Source organism: Nocardiopsis sp. NPDC006139 (assembly GCF_040614155.1).
Taxonomy (GTDB): Bacteria; Actinomycetota; Actinomycetes; order Streptosporangiales; family Streptosporangiaceae; genus Nocardiopsis; species Nocardiopsis changdeensis.
In genome coordinates, this window is record NZ_JBEXTT010000019.1 from 13,425 (window position 1) to 29,896 (window position 16,472).

The window sequence follows — 16,472 nt, forward strand, 5'->3', positions numbered from 1 at the left end:
CAGCATGCGGCAGCAAGAGGCCCTAGAGTCGGGATCACGGGACACCGAGTCGGAGAAGGTGATCTCCCGGCGCCATCTCAGCGGCGCCCGCCGCCGGGCCCTGAGGACCTTGTGCGATGACGGGCCGGCCTCGGCCGAGGAGATCGCCGACATGTGGCGGGACAGTACTCCGCGCACCGCTCGGGCCGATCTCATCGTCCGGCTGCTGTGGATCCTGGAGGCCTTGGACTACGCCGAACCGACCGAGACCGCGGGTGTGTACCGGGCCACAGCGCTCGGTGCCCGTGCCCTCCAGTGGCACTGAGGGGCGCAGACCTCATGCGGTTCCGGTCCGCGCCTCGTGCTCCAGCTCCCCGGTGATCTGAGCGACGGTCGCCTTGGCGGTCCGTGCCGCACCGATGAGGGTGGCCGAGGCCGCCCCCGTCCAGTCCCCGTAGCCCAGGAGATGCAGACGGGGTTCGGCCACCGACCGTGTGCCCTCCACGGCCATCTGGCCGTGTTCGTCCAACGGGGCCAGGGAACCGAGGTGGTCGAGCACCGGGCGAAAGCCCGTGCACCATAGGACCACGTCGCACTCCAGTGTGGTGCCGTCCGCCCAGACCACGCCGGTGCGGCTCAGGCGCGCGAACATCGGCTCGGCCTTGAGGGCTCCGCGTTCGCGCGCCTCGCGCACGCTCGGCACGACCACGATGTCACCCAGGCCGGCCACGCCCTGCTGCTCCGACGCTCTTCGCCCGGCGGCCTGCTGGGCGCGTGTGGCGATGGCGAAGAGCGCACGGCCGTCGATGTCGTCGGGCAGGAAGCGGGGCGGACGGGCGGTGGCCCAGGTGGTCGTGGCGACCGTGGAGAGTTCGGCGAGGATCTGAGCGGCTGAGTTGCCGCCGCCCACGACCACGACTCGCTGTCCGGTGAACTCCTGGGGGCCTCGGTAGTCCGCGGTGTGGAGTTGCGTGCCCGCGAACACGTCCCGGCCCGGGACGTCCGGGGTATGGGGGGCGTTCCAGGTGCCGGTCGCGCTGATGACCCGCCGGGCCAGCCATGTGCCCGTGTCTGTGTGCAGCCTTAGCAGGCCATCGGCTCTCTCCGCCCGTCGTACTCGGGCCGGGCGGTGCACGGGGAGGTCGTAACGGCGCTCGTACGCGGACAGGTACGACGCGACGTGGGCGGCCGAGGGGTATTCGTGCCCCTCCTCCTCGGGCATCCACCAGCCGGGCAGCATGCTGTGTGCGGCCGGGGAGAACAGCCGCAGCGAGTCCCAGTACAGGGGCCAGGAGCCGCCCGGCCGATCGGCGGCGTCCAGGATCACGAAGTCGGCCCCTGCGCGACGGAGGAAGTACCCCGCGGCGAGTCCGGCCTGGCCTGCGCCGATAACGGCGACGTCGATGGGGTGTTCTTCGGTGGGCATGGTCGTTGCTCCGCTGATGGACGGGGTGGGCGGCTGCCGAGGAGCGGGGATCGGAGCCCTGGGTGAGCGGCTCCGATCCCCCTCCCTATCGGCGTGCGGGGGCGAAACGCTTTCGCCAGGCCAGGGACACGTACACCAGCCCCACCAGCACGGGCACCTCGATCAGCGGCCCCACCACCCCGGCCAGCGCCTGCCCGGAGGCCACGCCGAAGGTCGCGATGGCCACGGCGATGGCCAGCTCGAAGTTGTTGCCCGCGGCGGTGAACGCCAGTGTGGTCGTGCGCCCGTAGTCCATCCCGAGGGCCTTGCCCAGGGCGAAGGTGCCGAACCACATGATGGCGAAGTAGGCCAGCAGGGGAAGGGCGATACGCGCAACGTCCAAGGGCTGGGCGATGATCCTGTCCCCCTGGAGGGCGAAGAGCAGCACGATGGTGAACAGCAGCCCGTACAGGGCCCATGGGCCGATGCGGGGCAGGAAGGCGGACTCATAGCGTTCGCGGCCCATCCTCTTTTCGCCGATTCGGCGGGTGAGGAATCCGGCGGCCAGCGGGATGCCGAGGAAGATGACCACGTTGAGGGCGATCAGCCAGGGGGAGGCGTCGAGCCCGCCGGTGTCCAGCCCCAGCCACCCGGGGAGCAGGTCCAGGTAGAACCAGCCGAGCAGGCCGAAGACCAGGACCTGGAACACCGAGTTGAGCGCCACGAGCACCGCGGCGGCCTCCCGGTCCCCGCAGGCGAGGTCGTTCCAGATGATCACCATGGCGATGCACCGGGCCAGACCCACGATGATCAGCCCGGTGCGGTACTCGGGCAGGTCCGCCAGGAAGATCCAGGCCAGGGCGAACATCACCGCGGGGCCCACGACCCAGTTGACCACCAGGGAGGAGACGAGCAGCCGGGTGTCGCGGGTGACGGTGTCGAGCCGGTCGTAGCGGACCTTGGCCAGCACCGGGTACATCATGACGAGCAGGCCCAGGGCGATGGGCAGGGAGATCCCGCCGACCTCCAGCGCGGCCAGGACCTCGTTCAGGCCGGGGACCAGGCGGCCCAGTCCCAGCCCGACGGCCATGGCGAGCAGGATCCACACCGCCAGGAAACGGTCGAGGAAGGAGAGCTTCGCGACGACGGTGCCGTCCATACTGCTGGCGGTCTTGTCAGTCGAGGCCATCAGCAGGGCCTCCGGTTCCGGGCGGCGTCGGTGGAACGGGCTGTGGTGACCAGGTCGGCCAGGGACTCGGACAGAGCTTCCAGGGCTTCGGGACAGAGCCGGTAGTAGGTGAACCGGCCGCAGGGTTCGGTCTCTACCACTCCGGCTTCGCGCAGGATCCGCAGGTGGTTGGACAGGTTGGTCTGCCGAGCCCCGGTCTCCTCCATCAGGTGCGTCGTACACAGGGTCTCGCGGGCCAGGAGGGACACGATCCGCATCCGGAGCGGATCGGCCAATATCCTCATTATCTCAGTGTCGACTGATATCAGCATGTGCTGATATTATCTCATCATCTACAGCTGATGCGTGACCCAATGGCCCATCTCTCCAGGGAACCGGCATGACCAGACCTGATCCCCACCCCTTCCTGCATGAACGCACCGAAGTCGGAGCCGCACGCCTGGCCGCACGCCACGAAGGGCGCTTCTCCGTCGAGACCGTGCAGGCCCTGATCCTCGACTCGCGCGAGCGGCTGGCCGCCACCGCCCGCGTCACCGCCCACCTGGACGTGCTGGCCGAACGCCTGACCGCCGAGCGCCTGGACGCCTTGGCCGCCGCCGGGGAGCCGATAGGCATGCGCCCGCCCCGGGTGCTGTTCGTCTGCGGCCACAACTCCGGCCGCTCCCAGCTCGCCGCCGCCCTGCTCGCCCACCGCTTCCCCGGACCGGTCACCGTCTCCTCCGCGGGCACCACGCCTGCTTCCGAGTTGGACCCCCGACTGGGCGAGGTGCTGGCCGAGGTCGGCGCCGACCCGGGCGACGCCTACCCCAAGCCGCTGACCGAGGAGGTCGTCGGCGCCGCCGACGTCGTCATCACCCTGGGCTGCGGCGACGCCTGCCCGGTCGTCCCCGGGCGGCGCTACCTGGACTGGCCGGTGGCCGACCCGCACGAATCCGATCTGGCCGGATGGCGACGCACTCGCGACGCGATCGACGCCCACGTCACCGAACTCCTGAACCTGCTGGCCGCGCCCACCACCACTGAGACGAAGTAGAGAGCCCCGCCATGACCGTCGATGACAAGCCGTCCGTGCTGTTCGTGTGCGTGCACAACGCCGGGCGCTCCCAGATGGCCGCCGCCTGGCTGACCCACCTGTCCGAAGGGCGGATCGAGGTCCGCTCGGCCGGGTCCGCGCCCGCCGACACCCTCAACCCCGCCGTGGTCGAGGCCATGGCCGAGGTCGGCATCGACATCACCGACCAGCACCCCAAGCTCCTCACCGTGGACGCCGTCGAGGCCTCCGACGTGTGCGTCACCATGGGCTGCGGCGACACCTGCCCGTTCTTCCCCGGCAAGCGCTACCTCGACTGGGAGCTGCCCGACCCCGCCGGGCGGGGCGTGGACGCGGTGCGCCCCATCCGCGACGAGATCCGCACGCGCGTGGAGGGGCTCATTGAGGAGCTGTCTTCGCGAACCGAAGGCTGACCTGGCCGAGCAGCGCTTTCGAGTGACGTGCTGGGAGTAAGTGCAGCGCTACCTGGCCGGATCTGGTCAATTTTTACTGTTCCCCTGCCGGGCTTCGGTCCACTGCGGCACACTGGCGACTTGGAGTCGAAGTGCCGAGCTAGCAGCAGGAAAGTTCACGAAACGCTTCATACCCCCCTCTGGGTGGTGGAGGGTCCCGAGTTACGGTGGAGACATGGACGCTCTCACAGCACTTGAGGTGAAGATCCGCCCAGATCGCGAGCGGCCTGAGGTGTCGCGCTTCCTGCACATCTTCCACCAGTTGCAGAACGCGCTCCAAGAGATCGATCATGCCTACCTGATGCGTGGCAGCCGCCCTGTCTGGCGCTTCGGCTTATTCGATACGGACTCTCAGGGGGTCATCGTCGTCCGTATCACTGCGTCGGGCATAGCCGCGGGTCGTCCCCGTCAAGACCTCCTCTTCCCCGTGCGCGCCCTCGTCGATGGAGTGGAGCAACTTCGGGAAGCCCCGCGTGTGCCGAACTACTACTTCGAGCAAACGGTCAACCGCATCGCTGATGTCGGCCAGCCGCGGCAGGGCGTTCAGGCCGTCTCCGTCGCGCTGGTGAACGGCAAGCCAGGGTCGCATGTCGCGCTGTCCGAACCCGTACGTGACAACGCCCGCAAAGCGGTACAACCGAAGACACATGCTTACGGTTCGGTCAGGGGCACCCTGGATCTGATGAACGCTCGAGCGGCCAGACGCCGGCACGTGATCGAAGTCGGGATCACCGAAGCGCGGACCCGCCACATCATCAAGGGCATCGTCTCTGAAGAGATGGCCGAAGAGGTGCAGGGCCTTTGGCGTTCTCGCGTCATGGTCGGTGGCGTTATCACGCGAAACGAGCAGGGGCAGGCGTTGCGCATCGATGTCCGTGAGATCGAGGCGCTACCGCCGGCCGGTGCGCCTCTTCCCGCTCCGGAAAAGCTCCTGGGGGCCGACCCGGATTGGATCGGTGGCCGAGATGTCGACGAGTTTCTAGCGGAGGCGAGGCGTGGCTGATGTCCCCTTGATCTTTGTTGACGCTGATGTCTATATGGATGTGATCACGCGCAGCGAAAAGCCGCACCCTGAAACTCGGGATCCTCGATGGAAGATGGGGCTTGAACTCTTCAAAGCGATCCATGAGGGGAAAGCGCGATTGGCCGTTTCATCTCTTCTGGAAGCCGAGGTTCTCACCAACGGCAAGACCCGTGAGCGCAGACAGAGGTCCGCAGTGGTGGAGGATCATCTCAGCCGGTGGTTTGGCGATGCCTCGGTGGAGTGGACAGACATCGACCGCTACCTCGTGCGCCAGGCAACGAGGATCGCTGAAGAATTGGATGGGATCAGTCGCACACAGGGACAACAGTGCTCTGCGGCCGACCGACTTCACCTCGCTGCGGCTGTGCGCCTGGGGTGTGGTTTCCTGATGACGTATGACCAGGGATATCCTATCGGTCGAAAAGTCAGAGGGATATCGATTATGTATCCAGGTGTGGTCTGGCCGGAAGATCTATTCAGCACTTCCTAGCATTGGCACCTGATGTCACGAGCCGCAGAGGCGTGGCAATTCAAGTATGGCCGATTTTCTTGGCTGTCAAAAATACCTCTGTCCGGGCTTCGGTGGACCGGTGCGAATTTTGCTGTCAACGGTCGCACCTGCGGTGGGTCACACGGTGCAGGCTTGTTGGTCGACTTCGCGTAGGAACTTGTGGTCGGTGTCGATGAGTGCGGGCTCGGGGATCGCGGGCAGGTCGGAGAACAGTTCCGGGTTGTTCTCCTGTACGGACAGGATCAGGCTCGGGTCCACTAACTCGTTGATGTCGAAATCGTATTCGACCACCTCTTGCTCCTCCAGCAGGATCGCGACTGTGTCCAGGGCCAGGTAGTTGCAGGCGGAGAAGCGCGGGTCGAGTTGGGTGACGTTGTGTTCCATGGCGGCCTGGGCGACCTGGAGGTCGGTGCCGGTGAGCCACCGGGTCACGGCTTCGGCGGCTTCGTCGGGGTGGCGGCGGATCCACTGGTCGGATGCGGCTCGGGCGGTGAGGAACGCCTCGATCAGCTCCCGGTTGTTCTCCAGGTAGCGCGGGGTGGTGACGATATAGCCGACGTAGGGGATGTAACCGCCGCCGCGCACGACGTCATAGCTGCCTTCGACCTGGTCGGTGGTGATGATTGGCCATGGATCCCAGCTCGCGATGGCGTCCGCTCCACCGGTCTCCAGGGCGATGGGCATGTCCGGTGGGGCGGTGTTGACCAGGTCCACCTCGTCGGTGTCGATCCGCAGGTCTCTGAGCATGCCGAGCAGGTAGAGGTGGTTGATGGTCCCGACGCTCGTGGCCACGGTGGCGCCCTTGAGGGTGGACAGGTCGTCGGGGTCGATCCCGGAGCCCTCGGTGGCGATCACCGAAAGGGTGTCGTCGACGCTGCGTTGCACGGACGAGCCCGAGTAGTTGCCCACGAACACCAGGTCGATGTCGTTGTGTACTGCGACGACGCCGGGGACGCCCACCTGGATGATGTCCACGTCTCCGGCTTCCAGAGCGTTGATGGCTTCGACTCCGGTGGGGAAGGGATCAGCGAGGGTCACGTCTAGGCCTTGGCCTTCAAAGAGGCCGAGTTCGGTGCCGATGGGCAACCCGAGTTGATCGATGCCCGCGACGTAGCCGGCGACCAGGGATCCGCTCACAGGCTCCACAGCTCCTTCGACCTCGTCGTCGATGGTCGCTCCGCCAGAGCAGGCGGTCAGAGCGAACGCCAATGTGGCGGCGGTGACAGCGCGACCGGAACGAAAGGACTTCTTGCTACTGAAAGTCATCTGCATGTCTCTCTTTGTGGTTGGCGAAGGGCGTGTTCGTGCCTTGGCTGTGGGGAGTGGGGTGGCCTCGCCCCGATCCCACAGGGGGCGAGGCCACCGTCAGGTACCCGCCTACGGGTTCAGGGCGAGGCGGGGCATCCGCAGGGGGAAGTCGTCAGCCGAAGATGCACGGCCCGGTGGCGTCAGGGCAGCGGCATCGTCAGTGGGGGTTCACAAGTGGCCGACACCGCCCAGCATCCAGACGTGTGCAGGCGGCCAATAGGGATCGACGATGTGGGGCCGCCAGAGGATGTGGGGTGTCCAGTCGCACACGTAGCTCAACCCGGGGTGCACCGGCTCGGTACCGTCGAAGAAGTGGGCGATCTGGTGGCGGCCGCGGGTCTGTCGTGGAGCGAGGGTGTGGGAGTAGAACTCCTCCAGCAGGGAAGCGCGGTCCGGGTCGGCCTCGTCGGTGATATGGCTGATCGCTATGAAGGAGCCCGGAGCCAGGGAGTTGAGGAAGGTGCGCATGACGTCGTGGGGATGGTCGGTGTCGGGCAGGAAGTCCAGGACCTCGGCCAGCAGCAGCCCCACGGGTCGGTCGAAATCGAGCAGCGCAAGGGTGTCGGCTGCGGTGAGGATGCCGTCGGGGTCGCGTAGGTCCGCCTGGACCATGGCAGTGCGGGGCACACGGCAGATGGGAACGCGCGGCTGGTCATCGAGCAGACCGTTGAACTGCCCGAGTACGGGCGGGGTGTCCGTGTCAACGGACAGGGCGGTGAGCGGTGATGACGGAGCCCCGTTGGTCGCGGTGGATCACCATCGCCGCCGTGCTGATGCTCGCGGGTATCGCGGCGGTGGTGTCGTACTCGCACATGTACGAACTCGCCTTGCGCCACGGCGAGCCGGAGTGGCGTGCCGCTCTGTTCCCGCTGTCGGTGGACGGCATGATCGTCGGCGCGTCCATGACGCTGCTGAGCGATGCCCGCCACGGCCGCAAGGGCGGTCTCCTGCCCTGGACCCTGCTGATCATCGGGTCGGCCGCGTCGTTGGCGGCGAACGTTGCCGTGGCCGACCCCACGATGTGGTCGCGGATCATCCACGCATGGCCGAGCTTCGCGCTGATCGGTGCGTACGAACTGCTCATGCGCGAGTTCCGCACGGCGGCCAGGAGCGTACGCACTGCTGACGCAGAGCGTACACACGAACATCCGGCTCCTCTCCCCGAGGGCGAACAGGCGGACGATCCGGGGCTGTACGTCGTCCGCGAGCAGCACACGGACGCAGCGAACGGAACTTCATCGACTCGCGCTATGCCCGCTGAACTCCAGGTGCGTGCCTGGCAGTGGGCTCTGGAACATCAGGGCGAGCACGGCTCGTTGCCCACGGGCGAGCAGATCGCGTCCGCTTTCGGTCGAAGGCCGAGGTGGGGGAGGCTGGTCAGCCAGTGGGGACGCCAGGGGCGGTTCGATGACGCTCTGCTGAGCCTCGGAGACCGAAGAGGCGAATCCGAGCTCAGCGTTGACGATCGAGAAGCTGTGAGCACCACCGTGTCAAGGTAGGCCAGGTGTACCAGCGAAGACGGGCCGACGCGGGGTCTGCGGAGCGGTTTGAGCTTTCTCTGTGGCGAGGTGCGTACGCTACGCGCATGGTGCGTCTTTACAGTTCTTTCCTCTGTCTTGGATCTGAGGGAGGATGCAACCACCAAGGTTCTCGAGTGCAGTTGTCGCTGCGAGCCTTGCATCTGAAAAGTCTGTGTCCTCTGCTAGTGCTTTGCTTGGCAGGCAGGGGTCGGCAACGGTCCTGTGCAACAGACTCGATTGAAGCTTGTCCGCTTGGTTGGGAACCGGAAGTGGTCAGAGAAACCCGGGGCGGTACCGAACGGACTATGGGGGTCTCCCTCCCGAATGTCCGGATTGCTGCTCTGTGTTTGTTGATATGGAGAGGTCGTTTTCCCACTTCGCGGGCCGTGGCGGTCACCCTGTGGCGGTCGCCCTCCGGGGCGACCGAGGATCGCAACGTCCACGGTGACCGCGTCGTTGACGCGCATCCGCCGTGGCGGTCGCCCTCCGGGGCGACCGAGGATCGCAACCAGGACCTCTACGGCTGGGCGGGGCATCTACGCTGGTGGCGGTCGCCCTCCGGGGCGACCGAGGATCGCAACCCTCCTGCCTGGTGGCGCGGCGCGCGGGGTTCCGGGTGGCGGTCGCCCTCCGGGGCGACCGAGGATCGCAACGTGGCCACCGACTCGTGACGGCCTCGGGGGTGCCGCGTGGCGGTCGCCCTCCGGGGCGACCGAGGATCGCAACACCCCGACCGGAGAGCGGGTCGCGGCGGCCACCGAGTGGCGGTCGCCCTCCGGGGCGACCGAGGATCGCAACGTCCTTCGGGTAGTCCTTCAGGGACAGGGTACGGAGTGGCGGTCGCCCTCCGGGGCGACCGAGGATCGCAACTTCGCTGGTCAAACGGTGACGTAGGTACGCCAGGGGTGGCGGTCGCCCTCCGGGGCGACCGAGGATCGCAACGTCATCTCGTCCTCCTGGAGTGCCGTGCTGATAACGTGGCGGTCGCCCTCCGGGGCGACCGAGGATCGCAACCTGGACGACATGGCCGTGATCGTCGGCCGTGACGCGTGGCGGTCGCCCTCCGGGGCGACCGAGGATCGCAACAAGGTGGGGTGGCGGCGCCGGGTGATGGTGGAGACGTGGCGGTCGCCCTCCGGGGCGACCGAGGATCGCAACCCCGACCACGCCGTGCGCCCGCCGCGGCGCACCACGTGGCGGTCGCCCTCCGGGGCGACCGAGGATCGCAACCAGTTCCCGGACGCGCGCCACCAGTGCGGGCACGTGTGGCGGTCACCCTCCGGGGCGACCGAGGATCTCGGCACCACCGCCTACCAGATGACTGTGGTGCCCAGGCGGACCTGGTGCGGATGGCGGTGGAGACCTTAGTCCCAGCGGTGGGGGCGGCGTCGACCGGCTGAACGCCGTAGCGCCCGTCGACGATAGGCTGGGATCGCTGCTCCCAGGAGGGCCGACGGCATACGGCGCGGCACCTGACCACACTGAACGCCGGTGCGTCAGATTGTTGTTACGAGGGGTGAACGGTGATATCGGATCAACCAGAACTCGCGCTCGACCGCATCGAGTGCGCCGCTCGCACCCTGGGTGCGGGTGGTCTGGTCGCGTTCCCCACCGAGACCGTGTACGGGCTCGGCGCCGATGCCGAGAACGTCGGCGCTGTGGAGCGTGTCTTCGCGGTGAAGGGGCGGCCCACGACGCATCCGCTGATCGTGCACCTGGGCGGCGCGCATCAGCTCGCCGAGTGGGCGGCCGACGTGCCCGACACGGCGCACCTCATCGCCGAACGCTTCTGGCCGGGTCCGCTGACGCTGGTGCTTCGGCGAGCGGACCGTGTTCCCCGCGCGGTCACCGGTGGCCTCGACACCGTCGCGCTGCGGGTGCCGAACCATCCGGTCGCCTTGGAGACGCTGACGGCTTTCGGCGGCGGGGTGGCGGCTCCGTCGGCCAACCGCTTCGGCGAGGTCAGCCCCACGACGGCCCGTCATGTCCGTGAGGGGTTGGGCGCGGACGTCGACTATGTGCTGGACGGTGGCCCGTGCTCGGTCGGCGTCGAGTCCACCATCGTCGATCTCACGGGTGAGCCGGCGATCCTGCGCCCCGGCGGTGTGAGCCGAGAGGATCTCGAACACGTACTGGGCCGTGCCGTGTCGGTGCGGGCCAAGAGCGCTGTTCGGGTTCCGGGCCAGTTCCCGTCGCACTACGCGCCGCGGGCCCGGGTTCTCCTGGTCGAGCCGGACCGGGTGCTCGACAACGCCGAACTCCTGGTGGGGCGAGGGCGCCGGGTCGGTGTCCTTCTTCCCCCCGAGTTCGCGGGTGACGCCGCTTCGTGTTCCGCGCGACACGTCATCGCGGTACCGGACTCGGCCGCACAGTACGCGCAGCGGCTCTATGAGTTCCTCCACGACTTCGACCGGCACGAATGTGAGGTCATCGTGGCATCGCTTCCCTCCCCGGAGGGGATCGGATCGGCGATCGCGGATCGGCTCGGCCGGGCGGCCGGGCCCCGTGATCAGGCGAGTCGCGACTCCGACCGATTCAACGGTCGTTGAGGGCGGCGACGAGGTCTTCGAGGCGGGCGGCCCGGGAGGCCTTGATCAAAACGAGATCGCCGGGGTGAAGGCCGCGGTGGAGGGCGTCGTGGGCCTGCCGTGCGTCACGGACGGAGACGATGTCGAGGTCGTCGCGTGCGGCGCGGGCGGCGTCGGCGATCAGGGCTGCGTGGTCATCGCCGACCACGACCAGGAGGTCGAGAGCGGCCTGTGCGGCGAGCACGCCCAAGTGGCGATGGGCGTGAGCGGCGTGCTCTCCGAGTTCGGCCATCTCTCCCAGGACCGCGATGCGGCGACGCGCGGTCACCGAGGCCAGCGCGGTGAGTGCGGCCGCCATTGAGTCCGGGTTCGCGTTGTACGCGTCGTGGATGAGGGTGACGCCGTCATCGCGGACGATGGTCTGCATGCGTCCGGCGGATCTGGGTCGCGCGTCGGTCAGAGCTTGGGCGATCATCGCGGTGTCCAGGCCCAGGCCATGAGCGGTCGCCGCGACGGCGAGCGCGTTGCCGATGTGGTGTCGGCCGGTGAGCGAGAGTGTGACGGGCGCGGCGCCCTCGGGGGTGCGCAGGGTGAATTCCGCGCGACCGTCCGGGGTGAGGCGCACGTCGCGGGCGTGCACGCGTGTCGGGCCGGGATGGTGGCTCCACCACAGGGGACGGGCACGGGTTCGGTCCGCCATGGCTGAGACGAGCGGATCGTCGGCGTTGAGGACGGCGAGGCCGCCGTGGTCGGCATCGGGGAGTCCGGCGACCAGTTCGCTCTTGGCCGCGGCGATCCCGGCCTGCCCGTCGGGGTACTGGCCGATGTGGGCGGTGCCGACGTTGAGCACCACGCCTACATGGGGCGTGACCAGGTCGCACAGGTAGCCGAGGTGCCCGCGGCCCCGGGCGCCCATCTCCAGGACGAGGTAGCGCGTGTCGGGGGTGGCGCGCAGGACCGTGAGGGGGAATCCGAGTTCGTTGTTGTACGAACCGTCGGTGGCGGTGACGGGACCGTGGTGCGCCAGCACCTGGGCGGCGAGATCCTTGGTGCTGGTCTTTCCGTTCGATCCGGTGATGCCGATGACGGTCGCCGACAGCTGGCCTGCCACGTGGCGGGCCAGCGCGCCGAGCGCGACGGTGACATCGGCGACCTGGACGGCCGGGGCGGCCACCGGCCGTGAGGCGAGTACCAGCGCCGCGCCTGCGGCGATGGCGGCCGGGGCATGGTCGTGCCCATCGGTGTGCCGACCGGGGACCGCGGCGAACAGGCCCCCGGGGTGGACCCGGCGTGAGTCGATGCTCGCGGGTGCCGTGACCGGCAGCAGGGGGTCGGTGCCAGCGGTCAGGTGGCCTCCGGTGGCCGCGGCGATGGCGGTTGCGGTCAGAGGTATCACGTGGTCGGGCTCCTGCGCGCGAAGGCTCTCGGCTCGTCGGTGTCGACGTCGTCGGCGAGGGCCGGGACCGGGGCCCGCTGTTCGGCGTGTCGGGTGGCCAGTGCGGCGTGTGTGTCCGAGCAGGGCTGGGCGGTGGCGATCACGCGACCTGGTCAGGGTCGATGCGGGTGCCGATGAGCACGGCCACGAGTTCCCCGATGGCGGTGTCGCGGTCCATCGGATGCCGCAGCGGCAACTCGGCGTGGAGCCGGTAGCGGTTGCGGCGCCCTTCGCGCTCCCGTTCCAGGTATCCGGCTTCGACGAGGTCCGCCACGATGCGCTGTGCGGCCCGTTCGGTGATGCCCACCTGCTCGGCGATGTCCCGCAGCCGGGCCTGGGGATCCCGTACCACGCACAGCAGTACGTGGGCGTGATTGGTGAGAAACGTCCACTCCTGCATGCTCAGTACCTTACCCCACCTCCCCGTAGTGAGTATCGCGCTTTCTGACACGCGTATTTCATGTCGTACAATTCGTGTTGTGTGCCTCACACGTCGCCGATGGCGAGGGAGGTCATCGGGTGTGCGTGTAGGCGACGACCTCAACGAAGGATCGGATCGCCATGACCGCCACCATCGTCGTCGGTGTCGACGGTTCGCCCGGCTCTGTGGCCGCTCTCGGTTGGGCTGCCGCGGAGGCCCGCTTCCGTCGCTCGAATCTGCGCCTGATGTACGCCTTGCAGGTGCCGCTCACCGTTCGCTCCTTCGGTGAATCGGATGCCGTGCAACCTACGGCCGCCCTTCGGGAGCGTGCGGAGTGCGCACTGGTGGAGGCTCGTCATCGGCTCGCCTTCCAGGCACCCAGGGTGCAGGTCGAGACGTCGGTGGCGTTGCGTCCGGCATTGGACGCTTTAGCGCTCGCGTCCCACGATGCCGAGCTCGTGGTGGTTGGCACGCACCGGTTCGGCGTGCTGGGCGGGCGTGCTTTCGGCTCGGTCGGTGGCAGATTGGCGGCCCGCGCCTGCTGCCCCGTGGTGGTGGTGCCTGCCGGTTGGGTGTCGCCGGACCACGGCTCGATCGTGGTGGGAGTGGACGGGTCGGCACACGGCGACGCCGCGTTGCGGTTCGCCCTTGCCGAAGCCGTTCACCGGTCGGCCGGGGTGGTGGCCGTCCGCGCCTACCACGTCACGTTGCCGGGAGCGATCGACAACCCGTACGCCTACAGGAAGGCCGCTGAGCGGGAACACCGGTGCGCTGAGGATCTGGCCCAGGAGGCCGTCGAGCGGGCTCTGGCCGTGACGGGGCTGGTCGTGCCCGTCGTCGCGCGCGCAGCGGTCGGCCGCCCCGCCGACGTGATGATCGCTGCGTCGCGCGGAGCGGAGCTCCTCGTGGTGGGTTGCCGAGGGCGCGGTCCGCTCCACAACCTGCTGCTGAGGTCGGATGGTCAAGGAGTGCTCCGCCGCGCCACCCGTCCGGTGGCGGTCGTCCGAGCCGACTCGGCCTCGTGACCACGCCGCCGGCGGGCGGCGGACTGTGGCCGTGCATCGACGTTCTGCGGCGCTCGGCCCGGCTCACGGCTCTTCGGTGGTGTCGTCGGGCCCGGCCTCGGCGTCGTGCGCGCGAAGTGAGCCCGCGTGGGCTTTGGCCGTCGGGTCGCGGCGGGTCTTGGCCAGGCTCGCCACGGTGACCACGACCAGGATCACGACGATCACCGCCAGGCTCGCCAGCGTCGGGATCTCCGGGACCCGTTCGTCCAGGTCTACGTGGGCCCAGTGCAGGAGCAACTTCGCGCCGATGAACATCAGGATCAGCGCCAGCCCGGTCGAGAGGTACACCAGCCGGTCGAGCAAGCCCTTCACCAGGAAGAACAGTGCGCGCAGCCCGAGCAGGGCGAACGCGTTCGCGGTGAACACGATGTAGGGCTCCTGGGTGATCCCGAAGATCGCCGGGATCGAGTCCACGGCGAACAGCAGGTCGACGGTGCCGATCGCGATCAGCACGATGAGCATCGGCGTGACCACACGGCGGCCGTCGACCCGGGTGAAGAGCTTGCCGCCGACGAACCCGTCGGTGACCGGCAGGACCCGCCGGGCCAGACGCACCACGGAGTTGTCCTCGATCGCGGGGTCCTCGTTGCGGTGCCGGAACAACTGGATCGCCGTGTAGATCAACAACAGGCCGAACACGAGGAACATGAAGGAGAACAGCGCCAGCAGTGCGGCTCCGAGTGCGATGAACACCGCCCGCATGGCCAGGGCGAGCACGATGCCGAACGTCAGCACCTTGTGCTGATGCTCGGTCGGCACCGCGAAGGTGGTGATGATGATGACGAAGACGAAGAGGTTGTCGACGGACAGGCTCTTCTCCACCAGGTAGCCGACGAAGTACTCGGTGCCGAACTCGCCGCCGTAGCGCAGGGTGAACCACACACCGAAGATCAGGGCCACCGCGATGTAGAAGACCGACCACGCGGTCGCCTCCCTGAACCCGACGTGGTGCGGTTTCAGCCAGGCGATGGTCAGGTCGGCGGCGAGCAGGGTCACGATCACGGCGATCGTGACGATCCACGTGGTGATGCCGATGTCGAGCATGTCAGTCCTCTCGCGACGGCCGGTGGGGCACCGTACCGGGAATCCGGTGTCCGCCGGCGGGTCCTGTCGACGGTCGAGTCGGCGACGCCGGACCGCGGGTTTCGATCATGGATTGCACCCGTCGCAGAACGTGGGGTCGGTGCTGACCCGCCCGTCGTCTCGGGGGTGGCGGCTGCGGTGAGGACACCGCGGGCATCCGTGGATGACGGCGAGGGTCAGGGACGTGGGTTCGGAGCAACTGTCGCACGGAAGGCCGGGTTCTCGGTCCACCTGGCCGTATCCGGGGGTGCCGCAGGCGGGGCACAGCGTGGCGAGGCGGTCGGTGAGCCGGTCGGCGAGCAGGCCGATCTCGCGCATGCGCGTGGGATTGAGGTGGGCGCGCATGTCGGTCTCCAGCCGGGCCAGGCCGTCCGCCGACCGTAGGGCGCACTCGTTGATCGCGGCGGCCAGTTCGGCGCGGGTCCGGATGCCTTTGCTGATAGGGCCGGGGTCCTGCGGATCGATTGGGGTGTGGGGGCGCACGATCATCGCGTGGGGGCCGAAACCGGTTCGGCCCAAGAACGCCTCGGTGGTCTCATCGAGGCGTCGGGCGGTGGTGTGGGCGAAGTTGGTGGGGCCCAGGCGGCGCTCCACGATGCACAGGTCCCGGGTGGTGTCGAGGAAGGCGAGGATCTCGTCGCCGGCACTGAGCATCGGAGCCATGGGATGCGGACCGAAGGAGCCTTCGCTGGCCACGGCGAGCCCGAGGCCGGTCGACCGTAGACCGAGGCGTGCCTTGCGCACGGCGGTCACGGACGGCGATGCCGCGCGTGGGACCTCACCGGTGAAAGTGCCCAGCTCGTCGGTGTCGACGTCGTCGGCGAGGACCAGGCGCAGACCCGGGATGCGGGCCAGGGCCGGGCCCAGGACCCTCTCCTTGGCGTGTCGGGTGGCCAGTGCGACGCGTGCGTCCGCGTAGGGGTGGGCGGTGGTGGTCACAGGGCCTCGTCAGGGCCGTTGCGGGTGCCGATGAGCACGGCCAGGAGTTCTCCGATGGCGGTGTCGCGGTCCATCGGATGCCGTAGTGGCAACTCGGGGTGCATCCGGTACCGGTTGCGGCGCCCTTCGCGCTCTCGTTCCAGGTATCCGGCTTCGACGAGGTCCGCCATGATGCGCTGTGCGGCCCGTTCGGTGATGCCGACCTGCTCGGCGATGTCCCGCAGCCGGGCCTGGGGATCCCGCACCACGCACAGCAGTACGTGGGCGTGGTTGGTGAGGAAGGTCCACTCCTGCATATCCACCATGGCACCCCGTCCCAGGTAACCCGTATCACGATTTTCAATACGCGCTATTGGTGTCGTACGATCCATGTCGTGTATCGTAACACGCGTCATCAGTGTCGTGCTTGGGAGGTGGGTGTCATGGGTGTCATGGGCGGCGTCGGGATGACGTGTGTGCCGACCCGGGGTGAGCCGACGGCCGACGAGGCTTCGCGGGGTCGGGTGCACCGGTGGCCCCCGTCACCGGACACGGCGATCGGCACCGGCTTGCCGGGCGCCCTC

19 protein-coding genes and 1 CRISPR repeat array are annotated in these 16,472 nt (G+C 68.3%); of the genes, 8 read left to right on the forward strand and 11 right to left on the reverse strand.

Going from position 1 to position 16,472, the window contains the following annotated elements:
• Nucleotides 1-4 precede the first annotated feature (4 nt).
• A complete protein-coding gene (locus tag ABZ249_RS22950) occupies nucleotides 5-304 on the forward strand; it encodes a hypothetical protein (RefSeq protein ID WP_355266409.1) in 300 nt (99 codons plus the stop codon).
• A gap of 12 nt (nucleotides 305-316) precedes the next feature.
• Here ABZ249_RS22950 and ABZ249_RS22955 read toward each other — a convergent pair whose 3' ends face one another.
• From ABZ249_RS22955 to ABZ249_RS22965, 3 genes are all read right to left on the reverse strand, one after another.
• Nucleotides 317-1,405: an ArsO family NAD(P)H-dependent flavin-containing monooxygenase gene (locus ABZ249_RS22955; RefSeq protein ID WP_355266412.1), complete on the reverse strand. Its 1,089-nt coding sequence runs from the start codon at nucleotides 1,403-1,405 to the stop codon at nucleotides 317-319.
• Nucleotides 1,406-1,490: 85 nt separating this feature from the next.
• Nucleotides 1,491-2,573 carry an ACR3 family arsenite efflux transporter gene (arsB, locus tag ABZ249_RS22960; protein WP_355266415.1) on the reverse strand — a complete coding sequence of 361 codons (1,083 nt, stop codon included), beginning with the start codon at nucleotides 2,571-2,573 and terminating at the stop codon, nucleotides 1,491-1,493.
• The gene (locus tag ABZ249_RS22965; protein WP_355266418.1) at nucleotides 2,573-2,857 is read right to left on the reverse strand and encodes a metalloregulator ArsR/SmtB family transcription factor; all 285 of its coding nucleotides are present in this window, start codon (nucleotides 2,855-2,857) and stop codon (nucleotides 2,573-2,575) included. Before ABZ249_RS22965 ends, arsB begins: the two co-directional genes overlap by 1 nt.
• A gap of 95 nt (nucleotides 2,858-2,952) precedes the next feature.
• On the opposite strand from ABZ249_RS22965, the gene ABZ249_RS22970 reads away from it, so the two are divergent.
• The 4 genes from ABZ249_RS22970 to ABZ249_RS22985 all read left to right on the forward strand — a co-directional run bounded on the left by ABZ249_RS22970 (nucleotide 2,953) and on the right by ABZ249_RS22985 (nucleotide 5,590).
• A complete protein-coding gene (locus ABZ249_RS22970) occupies nucleotides 2,953-3,606 on the forward strand; it encodes a three-helix bundle dimerization domain-containing protein (protein WP_355266421.1) in 654 nt (217 codons plus the stop codon).
• Between the two features lie 11 nt (nucleotides 3,607-3,617).
• Nucleotides 3,618-4,037: an arsenate reductase ArsC gene (locus ABZ249_RS22975; protein WP_355266424.1), complete on the forward strand. Its 420-nt coding sequence runs from the start codon at nucleotides 3,618-3,620 to the stop codon at nucleotides 4,035-4,037.
• A gap of 214 nt (nucleotides 4,038-4,251) precedes the next feature.
• A complete protein-coding gene (locus ABZ249_RS22980; protein ID WP_355266427.1) occupies nucleotides 4,252-5,079 on the forward strand; it encodes a hypothetical protein in 828 nt (275 codons plus the stop codon).
• Nucleotides 5,072-5,590: a PIN domain-containing protein gene (locus tag ABZ249_RS22985; protein WP_355266430.1), complete on the forward strand. Its 519-nt coding sequence runs from the start codon at nucleotides 5,072-5,074 to the stop codon at nucleotides 5,588-5,590. Before ABZ249_RS22980 ends, ABZ249_RS22985 begins: the two co-directional genes overlap by 8 nt.
• Before the next feature lie 138 nt (nucleotides 5,591-5,728).
• Here the strand turns inward: ABZ249_RS22985 and ABZ249_RS22990 are convergent, their stop codons facing one another.
• Both ABZ249_RS22990 and ABZ249_RS22995 read right to left on the reverse strand, forming a co-directional pair.
• Nucleotides 5,729-6,883, reverse strand: coding sequence for an ABC transporter substrate-binding protein (locus tag ABZ249_RS22990; RefSeq protein WP_355266433.1), 1,155 nt, complete (start codon nucleotides 6,881-6,883; stop codon nucleotides 5,729-5,731).
• 204 nt (nucleotides 6,884-7,087) lie between these two features.
• The gene (locus tag ABZ249_RS22995) at nucleotides 7,088-7,630 is read right to left on the reverse strand and encodes an SAM-dependent methyltransferase (protein ID WP_355266639.1); all 543 of its coding nucleotides are present in this window, start codon (nucleotides 7,628-7,630) and stop codon (nucleotides 7,088-7,090) included.
• Between the two features lie 14 nt (nucleotides 7,631-7,644).
• On the opposite strand from ABZ249_RS22995, the gene ABZ249_RS23000 reads away from it, so the two are divergent.
• Both ABZ249_RS23000 and ABZ249_RS23005 read left to right on the forward strand, forming a co-directional pair.
• Entirely contained in the window at nucleotides 7,645-8,418 is a 774-nt protein-coding gene (locus ABZ249_RS23000; protein ID WP_083934888.1) for a DUF2637 domain-containing protein, read from the forward strand.
• 421 nt (nucleotides 8,419-8,839) lie between these two features.
• Nucleotides 8,840-9,741: direct repeats of the CRISPR family, unit length 37 nt; unit sequence GTGGCGGTCGCCCTCCGGGGCGACCGAGGATCGCAAC.
• Nucleotides 9,742-9,962: 221 nt separating this feature from the next.
• Nucleotides 9,963-10,988: an L-threonylcarbamoyladenylate synthase gene (locus ABZ249_RS23005; RefSeq protein ID WP_106586557.1), complete on the forward strand. Its 1,026-nt coding sequence runs from the start codon at nucleotides 9,963-9,965 to the stop codon at nucleotides 10,986-10,988.
• Here ABZ249_RS23005 and murF read toward each other — a convergent pair.
• Genes murF through ABZ249_RS23020 form a run of 3 tightly spaced genes read right to left on the reverse strand, consistent with a single transcriptional unit; the run spans nucleotide 10,975 to nucleotide 12,802 of the window.
• On the reverse strand, nucleotides 10,975-12,363 hold the full coding sequence (gene murF, locus ABZ249_RS23010) for a UDP-N-acetylmuramoyl-tripeptide--D-alanyl-D-alanine ligase (protein WP_017568419.1): 1,389 nt from the start codon (nucleotides 12,361-12,363) through the stop codon (nucleotides 10,975-10,977). The genes ABZ249_RS23005 and murF overlap by 14 nt on opposite strands.
• Nucleotides 12,360-12,506, reverse strand: coding sequence for a hypothetical protein (locus tag ABZ249_RS23015; protein WP_017568420.1), 147 nt, complete (start codon nucleotides 12,504-12,506; stop codon nucleotides 12,360-12,362). The genes murF and ABZ249_RS23015 overlap by 4 nt, the downstream gene beginning before the upstream one ends.
• Nucleotides 12,503-12,802 (reverse strand): winged helix-turn-helix domain-containing protein, encoded by a 300-nt coding sequence (locus ABZ249_RS23020; RefSeq protein ID WP_106586558.1) that lies wholly within the window; start codon nucleotides 12,800-12,802, stop codon nucleotides 12,503-12,505. The genes ABZ249_RS23015 and ABZ249_RS23020 overlap by 4 nt, the downstream gene beginning before the upstream one ends.
• Nucleotides 12,803-12,963: 161 nt before the next feature.
• Between ABZ249_RS23020 and ABZ249_RS23025 the strand changes: the two genes are divergently transcribed.
• Nucleotides 12,964-13,848, forward strand: coding sequence for a universal stress protein (locus ABZ249_RS23025; protein WP_017568683.1), 885 nt, complete (start codon nucleotides 12,964-12,966; stop codon nucleotides 13,846-13,848).
• Nucleotides 13,849-13,911: 63 nt separating this feature from the next.
• Here the strand turns inward: ABZ249_RS23025 and ABZ249_RS23030 are convergent, their stop codons facing one another.
• The 3 genes from ABZ249_RS23030 to ABZ249_RS23040 form a co-directional block, all read right to left on the reverse strand.
• Complete coding sequence (locus tag ABZ249_RS23030) at nucleotides 13,912-14,931, reverse strand: TerC/Alx family metal homeostasis membrane protein (protein WP_355266440.1); 1,020 nt, start codon at nucleotides 14,929-14,931, stop codon at nucleotides 13,912-13,914.
• Nucleotides 14,932-15,036: 105 nt separating this feature from the next.
• Nucleotides 15,037-15,909, reverse strand: coding sequence for a DUF6671 family protein (locus ABZ249_RS23035; protein WP_355266443.1), 873 nt, complete (start codon nucleotides 15,907-15,909; stop codon nucleotides 15,037-15,039).
• Nucleotides 15,906-16,214, reverse strand: a complete 309-nt coding sequence (locus ABZ249_RS23040) for a winged helix-turn-helix domain-containing protein (protein ID WP_355266446.1) — start codon at nucleotides 16,212-16,214, stop codon at nucleotides 15,906-15,908. The genes ABZ249_RS23035 and ABZ249_RS23040 overlap by 4 nt, the downstream gene beginning before the upstream one ends.
• Between the last annotated feature and the right edge of the window lie 258 nt (nucleotides 16,215-16,472).